At 44.8% G+C, this 17,105-nt stretch carries 12 protein-coding genes; 11 read left to right on the top strand and 1 reads right to left on the bottom strand.

Features of this window, described 5'->3' with window-relative positions; genetic code table 11:
- Positions 1-1,605, bottom strand: a complete 1,605-nt coding sequence (locus M72_RS02080; RefSeq protein WP_022045394.1) for a CTP synthase — start codon at positions 1,603-1,605, stop codon at positions 1-3.
- 191 nt (positions 1,606-1,796) lie between these two features.
- Here M72_RS02080 and ftsH point away from each other — a divergent pair, with 191 nt between their 5' ends.
- The 11 genes from ftsH to M72_RS02025 all read left to right on the top strand — a co-directional run bounded on the left by ftsH (position 1,797) and on the right by M72_RS02025 (position 17,038).
- Positions 1,797-3,848 carry an ATP-dependent zinc metalloprotease FtsH gene (ftsH, locus tag M72_RS02075; RefSeq protein ID WP_055066988.1) on the top strand — a complete coding sequence of 684 codons (2,052 nt, stop codon included), beginning with the start codon at positions 1,797-1,799 and terminating at the stop codon, positions 3,846-3,848.
- A 3-nt stretch (positions 3,849-3,851) separates the two neighbouring features.
- Positions 3,852-5,720 (top strand): excinuclease ABC subunit UvrC, encoded by a 1,869-nt coding sequence (gene uvrC / locus M72_RS02070; RefSeq protein ID WP_055066987.1) that lies wholly within the window; start codon positions 3,852-3,854, stop codon positions 5,718-5,720.
- A gap of 90 nt (positions 5,721-5,810) precedes the next feature.
- Positions 5,811-6,758 carry an HPr(Ser) kinase/phosphatase gene (hprK, locus tag M72_RS02065; protein WP_055066986.1) on the top strand — a complete coding sequence of 316 codons (948 nt, stop codon included), beginning with the start codon at positions 5,811-5,813 and terminating at the stop codon, positions 6,756-6,758.
- Positions 6,759-6,788: 30 nt separating this feature from the next.
- The gene (locus M72_RS02060) at positions 6,789-8,192 is read left to right on the top strand and encodes an aminopeptidase (protein ID WP_055066985.1); all 1,404 of its coding nucleotides are present in this window, start codon (positions 6,789-6,791) and stop codon (positions 8,190-8,192) included.
- Positions 8,192-9,097, top strand: coding sequence for a UDP-N-acetylmuramate dehydrogenase (gene murB / locus M72_RS02055; protein WP_055066984.1), 906 nt, complete (start codon positions 8,192-8,194; stop codon positions 9,095-9,097). Before M72_RS02060 ends, murB begins: the two co-directional genes overlap by 1 nt.
- Complete coding sequence (rapZ, locus tag M72_RS02050) at positions 9,098-9,979, top strand: RNase adapter RapZ (RefSeq protein WP_055066983.1); 882 nt, start codon at positions 9,098-9,100, stop codon at positions 9,977-9,979.
- A 1-nt stretch (position 9,980) separates the two neighbouring features.
- Entirely contained in the window at positions 9,981-10,841 is an 861-nt protein-coding gene (whiA, locus tag M72_RS02045; protein ID WP_055066982.1) for a DNA-binding protein WhiA, read from the top strand.
- A gap of 14 nt (positions 10,842-10,855) precedes the next feature.
- A complete protein-coding gene (locus M72_RS02040) occupies positions 10,856-11,740 on the top strand; it encodes a diacylglycerol/lipid kinase family protein (RefSeq protein WP_055066981.1) in 885 nt (294 codons plus the stop codon).
- Positions 11,741-11,809: 69 nt separating this feature from the next.
- A complete protein-coding gene (gene fba / locus M72_RS02035; RefSeq protein ID WP_022045403.1) occupies positions 11,810-12,676 on the top strand; it encodes a class II fructose-1,6-bisphosphate aldolase in 867 nt (288 codons plus the stop codon).
- 368 nt (positions 12,677-13,044) lie between these two features.
- Positions 13,045-15,162 carry a glutamine synthetase III family protein gene (locus M72_RS02030; RefSeq protein WP_022045404.1) on the top strand — a complete coding sequence of 706 codons (2,118 nt, stop codon included), beginning with the start codon at positions 13,045-13,047 and terminating at the stop codon, positions 15,160-15,162.
- A 124-nt stretch (positions 15,163-15,286) separates the two neighbouring features.
- Complete coding sequence (locus tag M72_RS02025) at positions 15,287-17,038, top strand: ammonium transporter (RefSeq protein WP_055066980.1); 1,752 nt, start codon at positions 15,287-15,289, stop codon at positions 17,036-17,038.
- Positions 17,039-17,105 lie beyond the last annotated feature (67 nt).

Below are 17,105 nucleotides of genomic sequence, written 5' to 3'. Positions count from 1 at the left end.
TTATCGTTTACACTTGGTTGCTGCTTCCACAAAACCACGGAACAGTGGATGTGGACGGTTTGGTCTGGATTTTAATTCCGGATGTGCCTGTGTGGCAATAAACCATGGGTGATCCGGGAGTTCGATCATTTCTACAATTCTTCCGTCCGGAGAAGTTCCGCAAAGTTTCATGCCATGCTCGGTGAGAGTGGCACGATAATCATTGTTTACTTCATAACGATGACGATGACGCTCGGAAATCTCAGTGGTTCCGTATACTTCATATGCTTTGGAATCCTTGTCCAGTACACAAGGATAAGCGCCGAGTCTTAAGGTACCGCCGATATCTTCTACACCGTCCTGATCCGGCATCAGTGCAATGACCGGATGTGTTGTGTTCGGGTCAAGTTCGATACTGTGTGCATCGTTGAATCCGCATACGTGACGTGCAAATTCAATGATGGATACCTGCATGCCGAGGCAGAGACCAAGGTACGGAATCTTGTTCTCGCGGGCATAGCGTGCGGCAAGGATCATTCCCTCGACACCGCGCAGACCGAATCCGCCGGGAACAAGGATACCGTTTACATCACCCAGCACCTCATCTACATTGTCTACATTTAATTCTTCGGAGTCTACCCATTTGATGTCGATTGTTGCATGCTCTGGAATACCGCCGTGCTTTAAAGCTTCCACAACGGAAATGTAAGCATCGTGTAATGCGGTATATTTTCCGACCAGTGCAATCCGGACTTCCTTGTCCGGATGACGCAGATCATTGACCATGGACTTCCAGTCACTTAAATCCGGTTCCGGACAGTCAAGATTTAAACACTCACAGGCAATTTTCGCAAGATTTTCTTTTTCCATCGCCAATGGAGCTTCATATAAATACTCAACATCCAGATTCTGCAGTACATGTGTGTTCGGAACATTACAAAACAGTGCGATCTTGTCCTTTAATCCCTGATCTAACGGCTGCTCGGAACGGCAGACGATGATATCCGGCTGGATACCCATACCCTGCAGTTCCTTGACACTTGCCTGGGTAGGCTTGGTCTTTAATTCCTGTGAGGCACGCAGGTACGGAATCAGGGTAACGTGACAGAGAATCGCATTCTCATGTCCCACTTCGTGCTGGAACTGACGGATTGCTTCAAGGAAAGGCTGGCTTTCGATATCTCCGACGGTTCCGCCGACTTCTATAATTGCAATATGCATATCATCGGATGTGAAATTACGGTAAAAACGGCTCTTGATCTCGTTGGTAATATGCGGGATTACCTGTACGGTTCCTCCGCCATAATCTCCACGACGTTCTTTCTGCAGAACGGACCAGTAAACCTTACCGGTTGTCACATTGGAATTCTTTGTCAGACTTTCGTCGATGAAGCGCTCGTAGTGACCGAGATCCAGATCGGTTTCCGCTCCATCATCCGTTACGAACACTTCACCGTGCTGAATCGGGTTCATGGTTCCCGGATCAATGTTGATATATGGATCGAACTTCTGCATGGTGACTTTGTAGCCACGCGCTTTGAGCAGACGTCCTAAAGATGCAGCAGTGATACCCTTTCCAAGACCAGATACGACACCGCCAGTGACAAAGACGTATTTTACAGGCATAATTTTCCTCCTAAGTTTTTATCTAAACTACCATAGTTTAATATTATACAGCGGACAACGAAAATATTCCACACTTTTTTATAAAAAGTTTAGAAAGGATAGGAAAAGTTCTCGAACAAAATGTTGATTTTGCGTTTCTTATTACATATAATAAGGGTATTGATTACAAGAGATATACAAGTGGAGGGCTTATGGACAATCAGGCACCGAATAATTATAACAACGGAAACTATAACGGTGGCAATAATTATAATAACGGAAATAATGGAAACAATGGTAATAACGGAAACAACGGTGGCAACAACGGAGGAAAGAAAGACAACCATAACGGACAGATGATCCTGGGATTTATCATGGTCACTCTGGTGGCACTCTTTTTCCTGTCATTTTTTGCCAACCGGTTTTCACAGATGAGTTCGAAGGAAACTACATACTCCGAATTCCTAAAACAGCTGGAAAAAAATAATATCAAAACGGTGGAATTCAGCAATTATGAGATGGATTACACACTGGTGGACGATAAAAAACCATATGAGATAACATATTACACCGGAATTGTCAATGATCCGGATCTGATCACGACACTCAAGAGTGCAAAGACATCAGAGGGGAAAGCAATTGAAATTTCGGCATCCGTGCCGGACAATACTTCGGCATGGCTGGTAAACATTTTAAGCTTTGTTATTCCGCTGGTACTGATCTGGATTCTTTTTGGATTCCTGATGCGCCGGATGGGCGGAGGAGCCATGGGGGTTGGAAAATCAACCGCCAAAGTATATGTGGAGAAAACAACCGGTGTGACATTTAAAGATGTAGCCGGACAGGACGAGGCAAAGGAATCCCTGCAGGAAGTGGTGGATTTTCTGCACAATCCGAAGAAATACAGCGATATCGGGGCAAAGCTCCCGAAGGGGGCACTTCTTGTCGGACCTCCTGGAACCGGTAAGACATTGCTGGCAAAAGCAGTTGCCGGAGAGGCAAAGGTTCCGTTTTTCTCCCTGGCAGGTTCTGAGTTTGTGGAGATGTTCGTCGGCATGGGTGCTTCCCGTGTGCGTGATCTGTTCAAGGAAGCGCAGAAGATGGCACCGTGTATTATTTTTATTGATGAGATCGATGCAATCGGTAAAAGCCGTGACAGCCGGTATGGCGGTGGCAATGATGAGCGTGAACAGACCTTAAACCAGCTGCTTGCGGAGATGGATGGATTTGATGCATCCAAAGGTATTTTAATTCTTGCGGCAACGAACCGTCCGGAAGTTCTGGATAAGGCACTGCTTCGTCCGGGACGTTTTGACCGTCGGATCATTGTTGACAAGCCGGATCTGAAAGGACGTCTGGAAACGTTAAAAGTACATTCCAAGGATGTACACATGGATGAAACGGTAGATCTGGATGCACTGGCACTGGCTACTGCCGGTCTGGTGGGATCGGATCTTGCCAATATGATTAACGAGGCTGCCATCAATGCGGTAAAGAATGGACGAAAGTTTGTCAATCAGTCGGATCTGTTTGAAGCATTTGAACTTGTGGCTGTCGGTGGAAAAGAGAAAAAAGACCGCGTGATGAGTGATAAAGAACGCAAGATTGTCTCCTACCATGAGGTAGGGCATGCGCTGGTATCTGCTTTGCAGAAAAATACGGAGCCGGTACAGAAAATCACGATCGTACCGCGTACGATGGGGGCACTGGGATATACGCTGCAGACGCCGGAAGAGGAAAAATATTTAGAGACCAAGGACGAACTTCTTGCAAAGATTACGACATTTATGGCAGGACGTGCTGCGGAGGTGCTTGTATTCCATTCCGCAACCAGCGGTGCAGCAAACGATATCGAGAATGCAACCAAGATCGCGCGTGCCATGGTTACCATGTACGGTATGTCAGATACGTTTGGCATGATGTGTCTTGCTACGGTGGAAAACCAGTATCTGGATGGAAGAGCCGGTCTGATCTGCGGAGAAGACACGGCAGGACAGATTGATAAGGAAGTACTTTCCATTATTAATAACAGTTACAATGAAGCAATGCAGATGCTGACGGAAAATCGTGAAATTCTTGATCATATCAGTGAATACCTGTATGAAAAAGAAACCATTACCGGCAAGGAATTCATGAAGATTTTCCGCGAGATGAAAGGACTTCCGCAGGAAGAGGATAAAGAAGCCCTGATGCCGGATGACACAGAGAAGGATAAAAAGGATTCCAAAGCCGCATTTGTGAGTGATGATATGTTTGAGGATTAAATCATGTTCGACTTTCAGGAAGAATTGCGTAAACTCCCGGATCAACCGGGAGTTTATATTATGCATGACAAAACAGATGCAATCATATATATAGGAAAAGCAGTCAGTCTGCGCAAAAGGGTACGGCAGTATTTTCAGCCTAGCCATGATGAGGGAATCAAGAAAAAACAGATGGTGGAGCATATTGCACGCTTTGAGTATATTATCACGGACTCCGAACTGGAGGCACTGGTGCTTGAGTGCAATCTGATCAAGGAACATACACCGAAATACAATACCATGCTGCGGGATGATAAGACGTATCCGTATATCCGGGTAACCGTGCAGGAGGATTTTCCCCGGGTTCTTTTTTCCCGGCAGGTGAAAAAAGACAAGTCCCGTTATTTTGGACCGTATACGAGTGCCGGTGCGGTGAAAGATACGATTGAACTGATCAATAAACTTTATAAACTACGCACCTGCAGCCGAAAGCTTCCGCGGGACATCGGGCTGGACCGTGCCTGCCTGAATTATCATATTCATCAGTGCGGTGCACCGTGTCAGGGATATGTGGATAAAGAAACCTATGGAAAACAGGTCAGCAAAGCACTGGAATTTTTAAATGGAAATTATGCGCCGGTGCTGTGTGAATTAAAAGAAAAAATGCAGGAAGCCTCCGAGGAGATGGAGTTTGAGCGGGCGATCGAATACCGTGAGCTGTTAAACAGTGTCAGCCAGATTGCCCAGAAACAGAAAATTACCAATACGGACGGAGAAGACAAAGATATCATTGCACTGGCGAGTGATGACCGGGATGCGGTGGTTCAGGTGTTTTTTATCCGCAGTGGAAAGATTATCGGAAGGGATCATTTTCATGTGCGCGTGGGATCGGAAGAAAGCACGGGAGATATTCTGGTAAATTTTGTGAAACAGTATTATTCCGGCACGCCATTTATTCCGCGGGAGATTATGCTGCAGGAGGCGATCGAAGACATTCCAGTACTGGAGGAATGGCTGACTGCAAAACGTGGGCGGAAAGTGACGATAAGAATTCCACAAAAAGGACTGAAAGAAAAACTGGTGGAACTGGCTGCAAGAAATGCACAGCTGGTTCTCAGTCAGGATAAAGAAAAGATCAAGAGAGAAGAAGGCCGCACAATCGGCGCGGTAAAAGAGATTGAACAGCTGCTTGGCATGAAAGACTTAAACCGTATGGAGGCTTACGATATTTCCAATATCAACGGATTTGAAACCGTCGGTTCCATGATTGTATATGAAAAGGGGCGGCCAAAGAGGAGCGATTACCGGAAATTTAAACTCCGTACGGTATCAGGACCGGATGATTACGCTTCCATGCATGAGGTTCTGACCCGGCGGTTTACGCACGGCATGCAGGAACAGAAAGAACTGGAAGAAAAAAATATGCCGCAGGAAGTCGGCAGTTTTACACGTTTCCCGGATATCATCATGATGGATGGCGGACGCGGCCAGGTAAATATCTGTCTGCAGGTGCTGGAAGAACTGGGACTGGATATTCCGGTCTGCGGTATGGTCAAGGATGACAATCACCGTACAAGGGGACTATATTTCCACAATGTGGAAATTCCGATTGACCGGCATGGAGAGGGATTTAAACTGATTACCCGGATTCAGGATGAAGCACACCGGTTTGCCATTGAGTATCACCGGTCTTTGCGTTCTAAGACACAGGTGCATTCCATTTTAGATGACATTGAGGGAATCGGACCGGCCAGAAGAAAGGCACTAATGCGGAGATTCCAGTCTATGGAAAATATGAAAAACGCATCTGTGGAGGAACTGGCAGAAACCGACAGCATGAATCTGGCGGCTGCACAGAATGTATATGATACCCTGCATTCCGGACCGGCTTAGCAACTTGTGATATGGAAAGATTCATGGTACAATCTGTTTATAAAAAGGCAGTCCGGCACAGGTACTGCTTAATATGAGCCACAGGGGGAAATGAATATGTCAAATGGAAGTGTTAGTGTTGCAAAAGTTGCGCAGGTTTTAAATCTGAAAAATTTTACGCCGGATATCAATCTGAAAAAATGTAAGATTATTTCCAGCGATGTGAATCGTCCGGCATTACAGCTGACCGGATATTTTGAACATTTCGAGGAATCAAGAATACAGATGATTGGAAATGTAGAATATACGTTTATCCAGCAGATGAGTGATGCGGAAAAGAAAACCCGTTATGATGCGTTTCTGAAGTTTGATATCCCATGTGTGATTTTCTGCCGCAGTCTGCAGCCAGATGAAATTTTCTTAGAAGAGGCAATAAAAAATGAAGTGCCGGTTCTTGGTACGGATCGTCCGACTTCTGAATTTATGGCAGAGCTGATCTATACACTGGGTGAAGAACTGGCACCCTGTATTACCGTTCACGGGGTTCTGGTCGATGTATATGGCGAGGGTCTCATGATTACAGGAGACAGTGGAATCGGAAAAAGCGAGGCGGCTCTGGAACTGATCCGCCGCGGACATCGTCTGGTTACGGATGATGTAGTGGAAATCCGCAAGATCAATGAACATACACTGATCGGAACTTCTCCGGAAGTGACCCGGCATTTTATTGAACTGCGGGGCATTGGTATCATAGATGTAAAGACTCTGTATGGTGTAGAGTGCGTCAAGGAAAAGCAGCAGATTGATCTGGTGATCAAACTGGAAGACTGGAAGAAAGATGCGGATTATGACCGTCTGGGACTGGAAGAAGAATATATCGAATATCTGGGCAACAAGGTAGTATGCCATTCCCTTCCAATCCGTCCGGGGCGGAATCTGGCGGTTATCTGTGAGACTGCGGCTGTCAACCACAGACAGAAGAAGATGGGATACAATGCGGCACAGGAACTGTATCGCAGAGTTCAGGCAAATATGACAAAAAGTGACGATGAAGAATAGACGAGAGTAAATGAGGAGATGTAAGAAATCATGGAAAAGAAAAATGCGTGGGAGAAATACCCGGAAGAAACCAAAAGACAGGATGTATTTACATTTGCGGAAGAATACCGTAAGTTTATATCTTCCTGCAAGACTGAGCGCGAGTGTGCAGGGGAATTCTACCGGAAGGCAAAGGAAGCCGGATTTGCAGATCTGAGTGAAAAGATTGCGCAGAATACAAAATTAAAAGCAGGAGACCGCATTGTTGCCAATAATATGGGAAAAGGTCTCGCTCTGTTTGTGATCGGTGAAAAAGACATCGAGGAAGGAATGAACATTCTCGGCGCACATATTGATTCCCCACGTATGGATTTAAAACAGGTACCGTTATATGAAGATACGGAGATGGCACTGTTAGATACGCATTATTATGGAGGTGTGAAGAAATACCAGTGGGTGACACTTCCACTTGCACTGCACGGTGTAATCTGTAAAAAAGACGGTACAACGGTTACGGTCAATATCGGAGAAAAACCGGAAGATCCTGTTTTTGGCGTGAGTGATCTGCTGATTCATTTAGCGGGAGAACAGATGGAGAAAAAGGCATCCAAGGTGATCGAAGGAGAAAACCTTGATCTGCTTGTCGGAAGTATTCCGGCAGCAAGTGATGATGAAAAAGAGAAAAAAGAGATGAAAGACCGCGTAAAGGCAAATATTTTAAATATTCTGTCCAAAGAGTACGGTGTGGACGAGGAAGATTTTCTGTCTGCGGAGATTGAAGTTGTTCCGGCAGGGGCTGCCAGAGATTACGGCTTTGACCGCAGCATGATCATGGGATACGGACATGACGACAGAGTGTGTGCTTATCCGTCTTTTGCGGCAATGCTTGAGATTGAAAAGCCACAGCATACCAGCGTATGTCTTCTGGTAGACAAAGAGGAGATCGGAAGTGTCGGTGCATCCGGCATGCAGTCCCATTTCTTTGAGGACAGTGTGGCAGAGATCATCAATCTGCTTGGGGAATACAGCGAATTGAAAGTGCGCAGAGCGCTGCATAATTCCAGAGTGCTTTCTTCCGATGTATCTGCGGCATTTGATCCGAATTATCCGTCTGTGATGGAAAAACGTAACTGTGCTTACTTTGGAAAGGGACTTGTCCTGAACAAATATACAGGAGCCAGAGGAAAATCAGGTTCCAATGATGCAAATGCAGAGTATATTGCAAGACTGCGCAGAATTTTTGATGATAATGATGTATCGTTCCAGACATCAGAACTTGGAAAAGTAGATCAGGGAGGCGGCGGAACCATCGCATATATTCTTGCAAATTATGGCATGAATGTTATTGACAGCGGAGTTGCCGTACTGAATATGCATGCACCATGGGAAATCATCAGCAAAGTGGATCTGTATGAGGCATTGCACGGCTATGTGGCTTTCCTGAAGGAGGCATAATGGATCAGTGGCTTGAAGAAATCAGGGCGGCATTGCCTGAGCTGGTCGTATATCAGCAGGAACCGATGAAAAAACACACGACATTTCGCGTGGGAGGTCCTGCGGATCTTTACGTGTGTCCAAAGAAACAGGAACTTCCGGTAATTCTTGGCCTGGCGAAAAAGAAAGGGCTTGCAGTGACCGTGATCGGAAACGGAAGTAATCTTCTGGTTGGAGACAAAGGAATCCGTGGACTTGTTATTGAAGTCGGGGCACAGATGAATGCGGTGGAAGTGCAGGGAAATATCCTGCGTGCGCAGGCAGGTGCCCTGCTTTCCCAGGTGGCTGCAAAAGCGGCAGCTGCCGGTCTGGGCGGCATGGAATTTGCTGCCGGAATTCCGGGAAGCATGGGCGGTGCAGTGACCATGAATGCGGGTGCCTATGGCGGAGAAATGAAAGATGTCATCCGGCAGGTGACAGTGCTTACCCCGGAGTGTGAGCAAAAGGTACTCTCACGGGAGGAACTGGATCTGTCCTACAGGCACAGCTGTATTCCCAAGAATCATTTTCTGGTATTGGAGGCAGAGTTGTCCCTGACGCCGGCACCGGAGCAGGAGATCCGTGCAAAGATGGCAGAACTCAGGGAAAAACGTGTGGAGAAGCAGCCGCTGGAGTATCCAAGTGCAGGCAGTACGTTTAAGCGTCCGGAAGGCTATTTTGCAGGAAAACTGATTATGGATGCCGGGCTGAGAGGCTATGCCGTTGGGGATGCCCAGGTTTCCGAAAAACACTGCGGATTTGTGATAAACAGAGGAAATGCCACCGCAGCAGAGATTTTGCAGCTGATGAAAGATGTACAGCAACGTGTAAAAAAACAGTCTGGTGTGACACTTGAACCGGAAGTGAAAATGATAGGAGAGTTCTAGATGAGATTTGTAATTGTGACGGGCATGTCAGGAGCCGGAAAAAGTACAGCAATGAAAATGATGGAAGATATGGGATTCTTTTGTATCGATAATCTTCCGATTCCGCTTCTGGATAAACTTGTGGATTTTGCAACAAATTTTGATACGCAGATGAAAAATGTGGCGATCGGAATTGATGCGCGGAGCGGTGAAAATCTGGATAAAGTGCAGGATATGCTGGAAATTTTAAAAAGTAAGGATGTCCAGTATGAAGTGCTGTTTCTGGATGCAGAGGATGCGGTTCTTGTAAAACGCTATAAAGAGACCCGAAGAAGCCATCCGCTGGCACAGGGAGAGCGTGTGGATAAGGGAATCATGCGGGAACGTCAGAAAATGGAATTTCTGAAAAAAGAAGCGGATTATATTATCGACACCAGCCGTCTGCTTACGAGAGAATTAAAAACAGAACTGGAAAAGATCTTTGTACAGGATGAAGAATTTAACAGCATGTATGTTACGATCCTTTCTTTTGGATTCAAGTATGGAATTCCGGCAGATTCTGATATCGTCATGGATGTGCGGTTTCTGCCAAATCCGTATTATGTGGAAGAACTTCGTCCAAAGACAGGAAATGATGTGGAAATCCAGCAGTATGTCATGAAATATGATGAGGCAAAGATCTTTTTAAACAAGCTGGAAGATATGGTGACATTTCTGATTCCACACTATATTTCCGAGGGCAAGAATCAGCTGGTAATTTCCATCGGATGCACCGGAGGAAAACATCGTTCCGTCACACTTGCCAATGAATTGTACAAGCGTCTGAGTCAGAAAAAAAACCGGGAATACGGATTGAAAATTGAACATCGCGATATCGGGAAAGATGCGCTGAGAGGAAAATAGGATGTCGTTTTCGAGTGAAGTAAAAGAGGAACTGGCAAAACAGTTCGGACGGAGCAGACATTGCCAGATCGCAGAACTGGCAGGAATACTGGAACTGGAAGGCATGCTGGATGAAGAGGGAAAGCTTGTAGTTTCCAACGAAAATTCTTTGCTGCAGACAAAATATGGTCTGCTGTTGCAAAAAATATTTGGAGAGAAACAGGAGGTTTTACAGATCATGCAGACACTGCACTGGGATCAGGAACCGTACCGGTCCCGGAAAATAAATCACCGGAGAGCGGATGGGATGCTGGTGCAGCAGACATGCTGTAAGAGAGCATTTATCCGTGGAGCATTTATGGCAGCGGGATCGATCAGTGATCCGAATAAATCCTATCATTTTGAAATTGTCTGCCATACGCTTGAACAGGCACAGCAGCTGAAAGAACTGATGGAATTTTTTGAGACGGAGCCTAAGATTGTAGAACGCAAAGAGCGTATGGTGGTTTACCTGAAAGAAGGTTCACAGATTGTGGATCTGCTGAATGTCATGGAAGCTTATGTATCTTTGATGAATCTGGAAAATGTAAGAATTTTAAAGGAGATGCGCAATTCTGTGAACCGCAAGGTAAACTGTGAGACCGCAAATATCAACAAAACGGTGAATGCAGCAGTTAAACAAATGGAAGATATCAAACGGATCCGGGATACGATAGGGTTTGACAACATTCCAGAACCGCTGGCGGAGATTGCACAGGTACGTCTGGATTATCCCGAGGCAACTTTAAAGGAACTGGGAACTTATCTTGATCCACCGGTCGGAAAATCGGGAGTGAATCACAGATTACGGAAACTTGCCGCAATTGCGGAAAATCTTATATAAAGGGGAAACTATGTATGAGCCAGAAACTGTTATTTATTTTTAATCCGCATGCAGGGAAAGGACAGATTAAAAATCATCTTGTAGATATTGTGGACATGATGGTGAAGGCAGGATTTGACGTGACAATTTATACCACACAGGCACAGGCAGATGCGACGCGCAAGGTGGTGGAAGAGGGTGCGGGATATGACCGTATTGTCTGCAGCGGGGGTGACGGAACACTTGATGAAGTGATGACCGGGCTGATGCAGGCGAAGCTGCATATTCCGATTGGATATATTCCTACCGGAAGTACAAACGACTTTGCCAATTCTCTTGGAATTCCGAAGGAGATGCTAAAGGCAGCGGAACGTGCGGTTGGACAAAATAGATTTCCATGTGATATCGGAGATTTCAATTCAGATACCTTTGTCTATGTAGCAGCGTTTGGTCTGTTTACAGAGGTTTCCTATAAGACATCCCAGCAGCTGAAAAATATTTTCGGGCACGTGGCGTATATTATGGAGGGGGTCAAACAGCTTCGGGACATTCCATCGTTCCGTATGCAGGTGGAATATGACGGAAAAGTGTTTCAGGATGAATTTATATACGGAATGGTTACCAATTCCGTTTCTGTCGGGGGCTTTAAGGGAATGACCGGAAATGATGTAAAACTTGATGACGGTCTGTTTGAAGTGACTTTGATCCGCAATCCGAAGAATCCGATTGAGCTGAATGAAATCCTTGCCTGCCTGACAAATATGATTGATGATTCGGATCTGATTTATTCGTTTAAAACCGATGCCGTACACATTACGGCGAAGGAAGAAGTACCGTGGACACTCGACGGTGAATTCGGCGGAGCACACCGGGAAGTAGTCATCCGAAATTTGAAGCAGAGAGTTGAAATATTTTGTTAAAAAATTAACTTTATTTTTGGGGAAAAGTGTACTATAATCTAGGTAACTTATGATTAGGAGGAAATACAAATGTTAGTATCTGCAACAGAAATGCTCAAAAAAGCAAAAGCAGGCCACTATGCAGTTGGTCAGTTCAATATCAATAACCTGGAGTGGACAAAGTCCATTCTTCTTACCGCACAGGAATTAAAGAGTCCTGTAATCCTTGGTGTATCTGAGGGTGCTGGTAAGTACATGACAGGTTTCAAGACCGTAGCAGCTATGGTTAAGGCTATGGACGAGGAACTCGGAATCACAGTTCCTGTAGCACTTCATCTGGATCATGGAACATACGAAGGATGCTACAAGTGTATTAAAGCAGGATTCACATCCATCATGTTCGACGGATCTCATTATCCATTTGAGGAGAACCTTGCAAAGTCTACAGAATTAGTAAATGTAGCACACAACTTAGGACTTTCTATCGAGTGTGAAGTTGGTTCCATCGGTGGAGAAGAAGACGGTGTTGTTGGTATGGGCGAGTGCGCAGATCCGGACGAGTGCAAGACAATCGCTGATCTTGGTGTTGATATGCTTGCTGCCGGTATCGGTAACATTCATGGAAAATATCCTGCAAACTGGAAGGGATTAAGCTTCGAGACTCTCGATGCAATCCAGGCAAAGACTGGTGTTATGCCATTAGTTCTTCACGGTGGTACAGGTATCCCTGCAGATATGATCAAGAAAGCAATCTCTCTTGGTGTATCTAAGATCAATGTTAATACAGAGTGCCAGTTATCTTTCGCAGATGCTACACGTAAATACATTGAGGCTGGTAAGGACTTAGAGGGCAAGGGATTTGATCCTCGTAAGCTTCTTGCTCCTGGTGCAGATGCAATCAAAGCTACTGTTAAGGAGAAAATGGAACTGTTCGGTTCTGTTGGAAAAGCTGAATAATAGAACATGTACAAAAGGAAGTGCCGCATGACACTTCCTTTTTTCATTTCATAGGAAAAAGGCTGGTATGCCTCATACAAAGAAATTAGAAAATGTACCTGTTTTGTAGTAGAACTGGAAGAAGTAGACAAAAAAGAAGTAGATTTTGATAGAAAAACGTCAAAATGTATAAATTATAAAAAAATTCTAAAAAGAGGTTGCATTTTGTGTTGGAAAGAGGTATCTTAGTTTCAGATTAAACATGAGTTAAGAACGAGGGCGTTCCAATATAGCTATTGGAATGCCCTTTTTTAGTAAAATGGCTGATGTTTGGTAAATAAGCGTACAATCAGGGGATTTGATTGTGAAAAGAAAGGATGTTGTAAAAAATGAGTGATTATTTTAACGTTGCAGACATTTTTGGCGAGAACGTATTCAATGACACGGTCATGCAGGAACGTCTTCCAAAAAAAGTTTACAAGAAACTCCATGAAGTCATGGATGAGGGAAAAGAACTTGATCTTGAGACCGCAGACGTCATCGCACATGAGATGAAGGAGTGGGCTATCGAGAAAGGTGCTACCCATTATACCCACTGGTTCCAGCCTCTGACCGGTGTGACTGCAGAGAAACACGATTCCTTTATTACTGCGCCAATGCCAAATGGCAAGGTTCTGATGAGCTTTTCCGGTAAAGAACTGATCAAGGGCGAGCCGGATGCATCTTCTTTCCCATCAGGCGGACTTCGTGCGACATTTGAGGCAAGAGGATATACAGCATGGGATTGTACATCACCTGCTTTCGTTCGTCAGGACGCAGCAGGAGCCACTCTTTGTATTCCAACTGCTTTCTGTTCTTACACAGGAGAGGCACTGGATCAGAAGACACCACTTCTTCGTTCCATGGAAGCAATCGATACACAGTCTATCCGTCTGTTAAGACTGTTTGGAAATACGACTTCAAAGAAGGTAACTCCTTCTGTTGGACCGGAGCAGGAGTACTTCATTGTAGATCGTCAGAAGTATTTACAGCGTAAGGATCTGATCTTTACCGGACGTACTCTTTTCGGGGCAATGCCTCCAAAGGGACAGGAGATGGACGATCACTATTTCGGAGCAATCCGCGAGAGAATCGCAGCCTACATGAAGGATGTCAACAAAGAACTCTGGAAACTTGGCGTGGCTGCAAAGACACAGCATAACGAAGTAGCTCCGGCACAGCATGAGCTGGCACCAATTTATGCAGAGTGTAACGTAGCAGTTGATCACAACCAGATTATCATGGAAACCTTAAAGAAGGTTGCCGGACGTCACGGTTTACAGTGTCTGCTTCATGAGAAACCATTCGCAGGTGTCAACGGTTCCGGAAAGCATGACAACTGGTCCATTACAACAGACGATGGAATCAATCTGCTTGAGCCTGGTAAGACACCACATGAGAATGTACAGTTCTTACTGGTACTTACCTGTATTTTAAAGGCAGTTGATGAGCATGCAGCACTTCTTCGTGCAGCGGCAGCTGATGTGGGAAACGATCACAGATTAGGAGCAAACGAGGCACCGCCAGCGATCCTGTCCATTTACCTTGGAGATCAGCTTGGAGACGTATTAAATCAGCTGATCAGCACAGGTACAGCAACACACAGTCTGGAAGGTGAAAAACTTGAAACCGGTGTTAAGACCATTCCGGATTTCATGAAGGATGCGACTGATCGTAACCGTACATCACCGTTTGCTTTTACCGGAAACAAATTTGAGTTCCGTATGGTTGGTTCCCAGGATTCTGTTGCACAGGCAAATATCGTGTTAAATACCATCGTTGCGGAGGCATTTTCAGATGCCTGTGACGTTCTTGAAAAAGCAGACGATTTCGAGCTTGCAGCACATGATCTGATCAAGAAATATGCCATCGAACATCAGAGAATCGTATTCAACGGAAACGGATACTCTGATGAATGGGTTGCAGAGGCCCAGAAGCGTGGACTTCCAAATATCAAGTCCATGGTAGATGCAATTCCTGCATATACAGCTCCGGAATCTGTAGCTGCATTTGAAAAATTTGGAGTATTTACCAAGTCTGAGCTTGAATCCCGTGTAGAGATCGAGTACGAGACATATGCAAAGACCATCAATATCGAAGCAAAAGCCATGATTGACATCGCTGGAAAGCAGATTATTCCGGCTGTTATCAAGTACACAACAGAACTTGGACAGTCAATTGCAACTGTAAAGAGTGCATGTGCATCTGCAGATGTCAGCGCACAGACAGATATTTTGACAGAGACATCCTCCCTGCTTGCTGAGACACAGAAAGCACTCAAGAGTCTGGAAACTGTTACTGCAAAGGGAACAGAAATGGGTGAAGGTAAGGAACAGGCTGTATATTACAGGGATGAGGTGAAATCTGCTATGGATGCACTCCGTGCACCGGTAGATAAGCTGGAGATGATCGTTGACAAGGATTTATGGCCAATGCCATCTTATGGAGATCTGATCTTTGAAGTTTAATCCAAAGATTTAAGGAACATTTTTTACAAACATCTTACAAAATAAAAAAGAGACATTTTTTCAGAACCACGAAGCTGTGGAATTTGGGGAAGTGTCTCTTTTTCTATATAGGGAGGAGATTGTTATGGATAAACAACAAATTGTAAGTTTTATCAATGAAAATATGTTTGGCATCTGGTTTCTGATCGGTGCCGCACTGGTATTCTGGATGCAGGCAGGCTTTGCCATGGTAGAAACCGGTTTTACCAGAGCAAAGAATGCAGGCAACATTTTGATGAAGAACCTGATGGACTTCTGTATTGGTACCGTAATGTTCATCCTGATCGGTTTTTCATTATTGCTGGGAGAAGATGTTCTTGGTTTTATCGGAAAACCGGGATTTGATATCTTTACCAGTTATGCAAATTTTGATTTTTCGAATTTTGTGTTTAACTTAGTATTCTGTGCAACTACAGCAACGATTGTATCAGGTGCTATGGCAGAGCGTACAAAATTCTTATCCTACTGTATTTATTCAGCAGTAATTTCGGCATTGATTTATCCGATTGAAGCACACTGGATCTGGGGCGGCGGCTGGTTATCACAGCTTGGATTCCACGATTTTGCAGGTTCCTGTGCCATTCATATGGTTGGTGGTATTTCAGCACTCATCGGTGCAGCAATGCTTGGACCACGTATTGGAAAGTTCTCAAAAGATAAGTCTGGGAAGATTACAAAAGTCAACGCATTCCCGGGACACAATCTTCCACTTGGATGCCTTGGATGTTTTATTCTCTGGTTTGGCTGGTATGGATTTAATGGCGCTGCATGTACTTCCGGTTCACAGCTTGCCAGCGTATTTCTTACAACGACCGTAGCTCCGGCAGTTGCAACAGTTGTATGTATGATCTTTACATGGCTTAAATATGGTAAACCTGATGTATCAATGTGCCTGAATGCATCACTTGCAGGACTTGTAGCAATTACCGCTCCTTGTGATGTGACCGATTGTTTCGGTGCAATCTGTATTGGTTTTGTTTCCGGTTTACTGGTTTGCTTTGGTGTATGGCTTTTGGATTATAAGCTTCATGTGGACGATCCGGTTGGTGCGGTAGCTGTACATATGATGAATGGTATCTGGGGTACCATCGCCGTTGGTTTATTTGCTACGAAATCTGCTCCGGGAAATGATTCGGTGGTTGGTTTATTCTATGGTGGTGGATTCAGACAGCTTGGTATTCAGCTGTTAGGTTTTGTTACGGTAGCTGCATGGACAGCTGTAACCATTACCATTGCATTTATCGTCATTAAGAAAACGATTGGACTTCGTGTTACAGAGGAAGAAGAAATTGTTGGTCTGGATTCTATGGAACATGGACTTGCATCAGCTTACTCAGGATTTTCTATCATGGATGTTTCCAATACCATGACAATGGATATCAATGAAAATACAGATTTGGGTACACCGGAATATGCACAGGCTTCCCAGACAAAAAGAGATGCAGCTGTTAAAGTTGTCTCAACAGTTCCGAAGGATGCAACCGGTATGTACAAAGTGGTTATCATTGCAAAACTTTCCCGTTACGACCACTTAAAGAAAGCAATGAACGATCTGGGTGTTACTGGTATGACCTGTACGCAGGTTATGGGATGTGGTATCCAGAAGGGCTCCGGCGAACGTTATCGTGGTGCTGAAGTCGATGCAACCCTGCTTCCGAAAATTAAGGTTGAGGTTGTAGTAAGCAAGATTCCTGTAGACAGTGTTGTTGCTGCCGCAAAGAAGGCTCTTTATACCGGACATATCGGAGATGGAAAGATTTTCGTATACGATGTGGCAAAGGTTGTCAAGATTCGTACCGGTGAGGAAGATATGGAAGCTTTACAGGATGTCGAATAATTTTGCACTAATCTAATGGCTAGGTTAGTGAAATCTAATCCCCTTAGTTTTAGTATACATCAACAGC

It is taken from the genome of Roseburia faecis, from assembly GCF_001406815.1.
GTDB classification, from domain to species: domain Bacteria; phylum Bacillota; class Clostridia; order Lachnospirales; family Lachnospiraceae; genus Roseburia; species Roseburia faecis.
The sequence above is the reverse complement of the archived record's forward strand: the minus strand, read 5'-3'. Positions and strand labels throughout refer to the sequence as shown.

Excerpts from the sequence above, each read along its gene's own strand:
- fba (WP_022045403.1), top strand. The coding sequence starts at position 11,810 with ATGTTAGTATCTGCAACAGAAATGCTCAAAAAAGCAAAAGCAGGCCAC.
- rapZ (WP_055066983.1), top strand. The coding sequence starts at position 9,098 with ATGAGATTTGTAATTGTGACGGGCATGTCAGGAGCCGGAAAAAGTACA.
- M72_RS02080 (WP_022045394.1), bottom strand. The coding sequence starts at position 1,605 with ATGCCTGTAAAATACGTCTTTGTCACTGGCGGTGTCGTATCTGGTCTT.
- M72_RS02025 (WP_055066980.1), top strand. The coding sequence starts at position 15,287 with ATGGATAAACAACAAATTGTAAGTTTTATCAATGAAAATATGTTTGGC.
- uvrC (WP_055066987.1), top strand. The coding sequence starts at position 3,852 with ATGTTCGACTTTCAGGAAGAATTGCGTAAACTCCCGGATCAACCGGGA.
- M72_RS02030 (WP_022045404.1), top strand. The coding sequence starts at position 13,045 with ATGAGTGATTATTTTAACGTTGCAGACATTTTTGGCGAGAACGTATTC.
- murB (WP_055066984.1), top strand. The coding sequence starts at position 8,192 with ATGGATCAGTGGCTTGAAGAAATCAGGGCGGCATTGCCTGAGCTGGTC.
- hprK (WP_055066986.1), top strand. The coding sequence starts at position 5,811 with ATGAATATGTCAAATGGAAGTGTTAGTGTTGCAAAAGTTGCGCAGGTT.
- whiA (WP_055066982.1), top strand. The coding sequence starts at position 9,981 with ATGTCGTTTTCGAGTGAAGTAAAAGAGGAACTGGCAAAACAGTTCGGA.
- M72_RS02040 (WP_055066981.1), top strand. The coding sequence starts at position 10,856 with ATGAGCCAGAAACTGTTATTTATTTTTAATCCGCATGCAGGGAAAGGA.
- ftsH (WP_055066988.1), top strand. The coding sequence starts at position 1,797 with ATGGACAATCAGGCACCGAATAATTATAACAACGGAAACTATAACGGT.
- M72_RS02060 (WP_055066985.1), top strand. The coding sequence starts at position 6,789 with ATGGAAAAGAAAAATGCGTGGGAGAAATACCCGGAAGAAACCAAAAGA.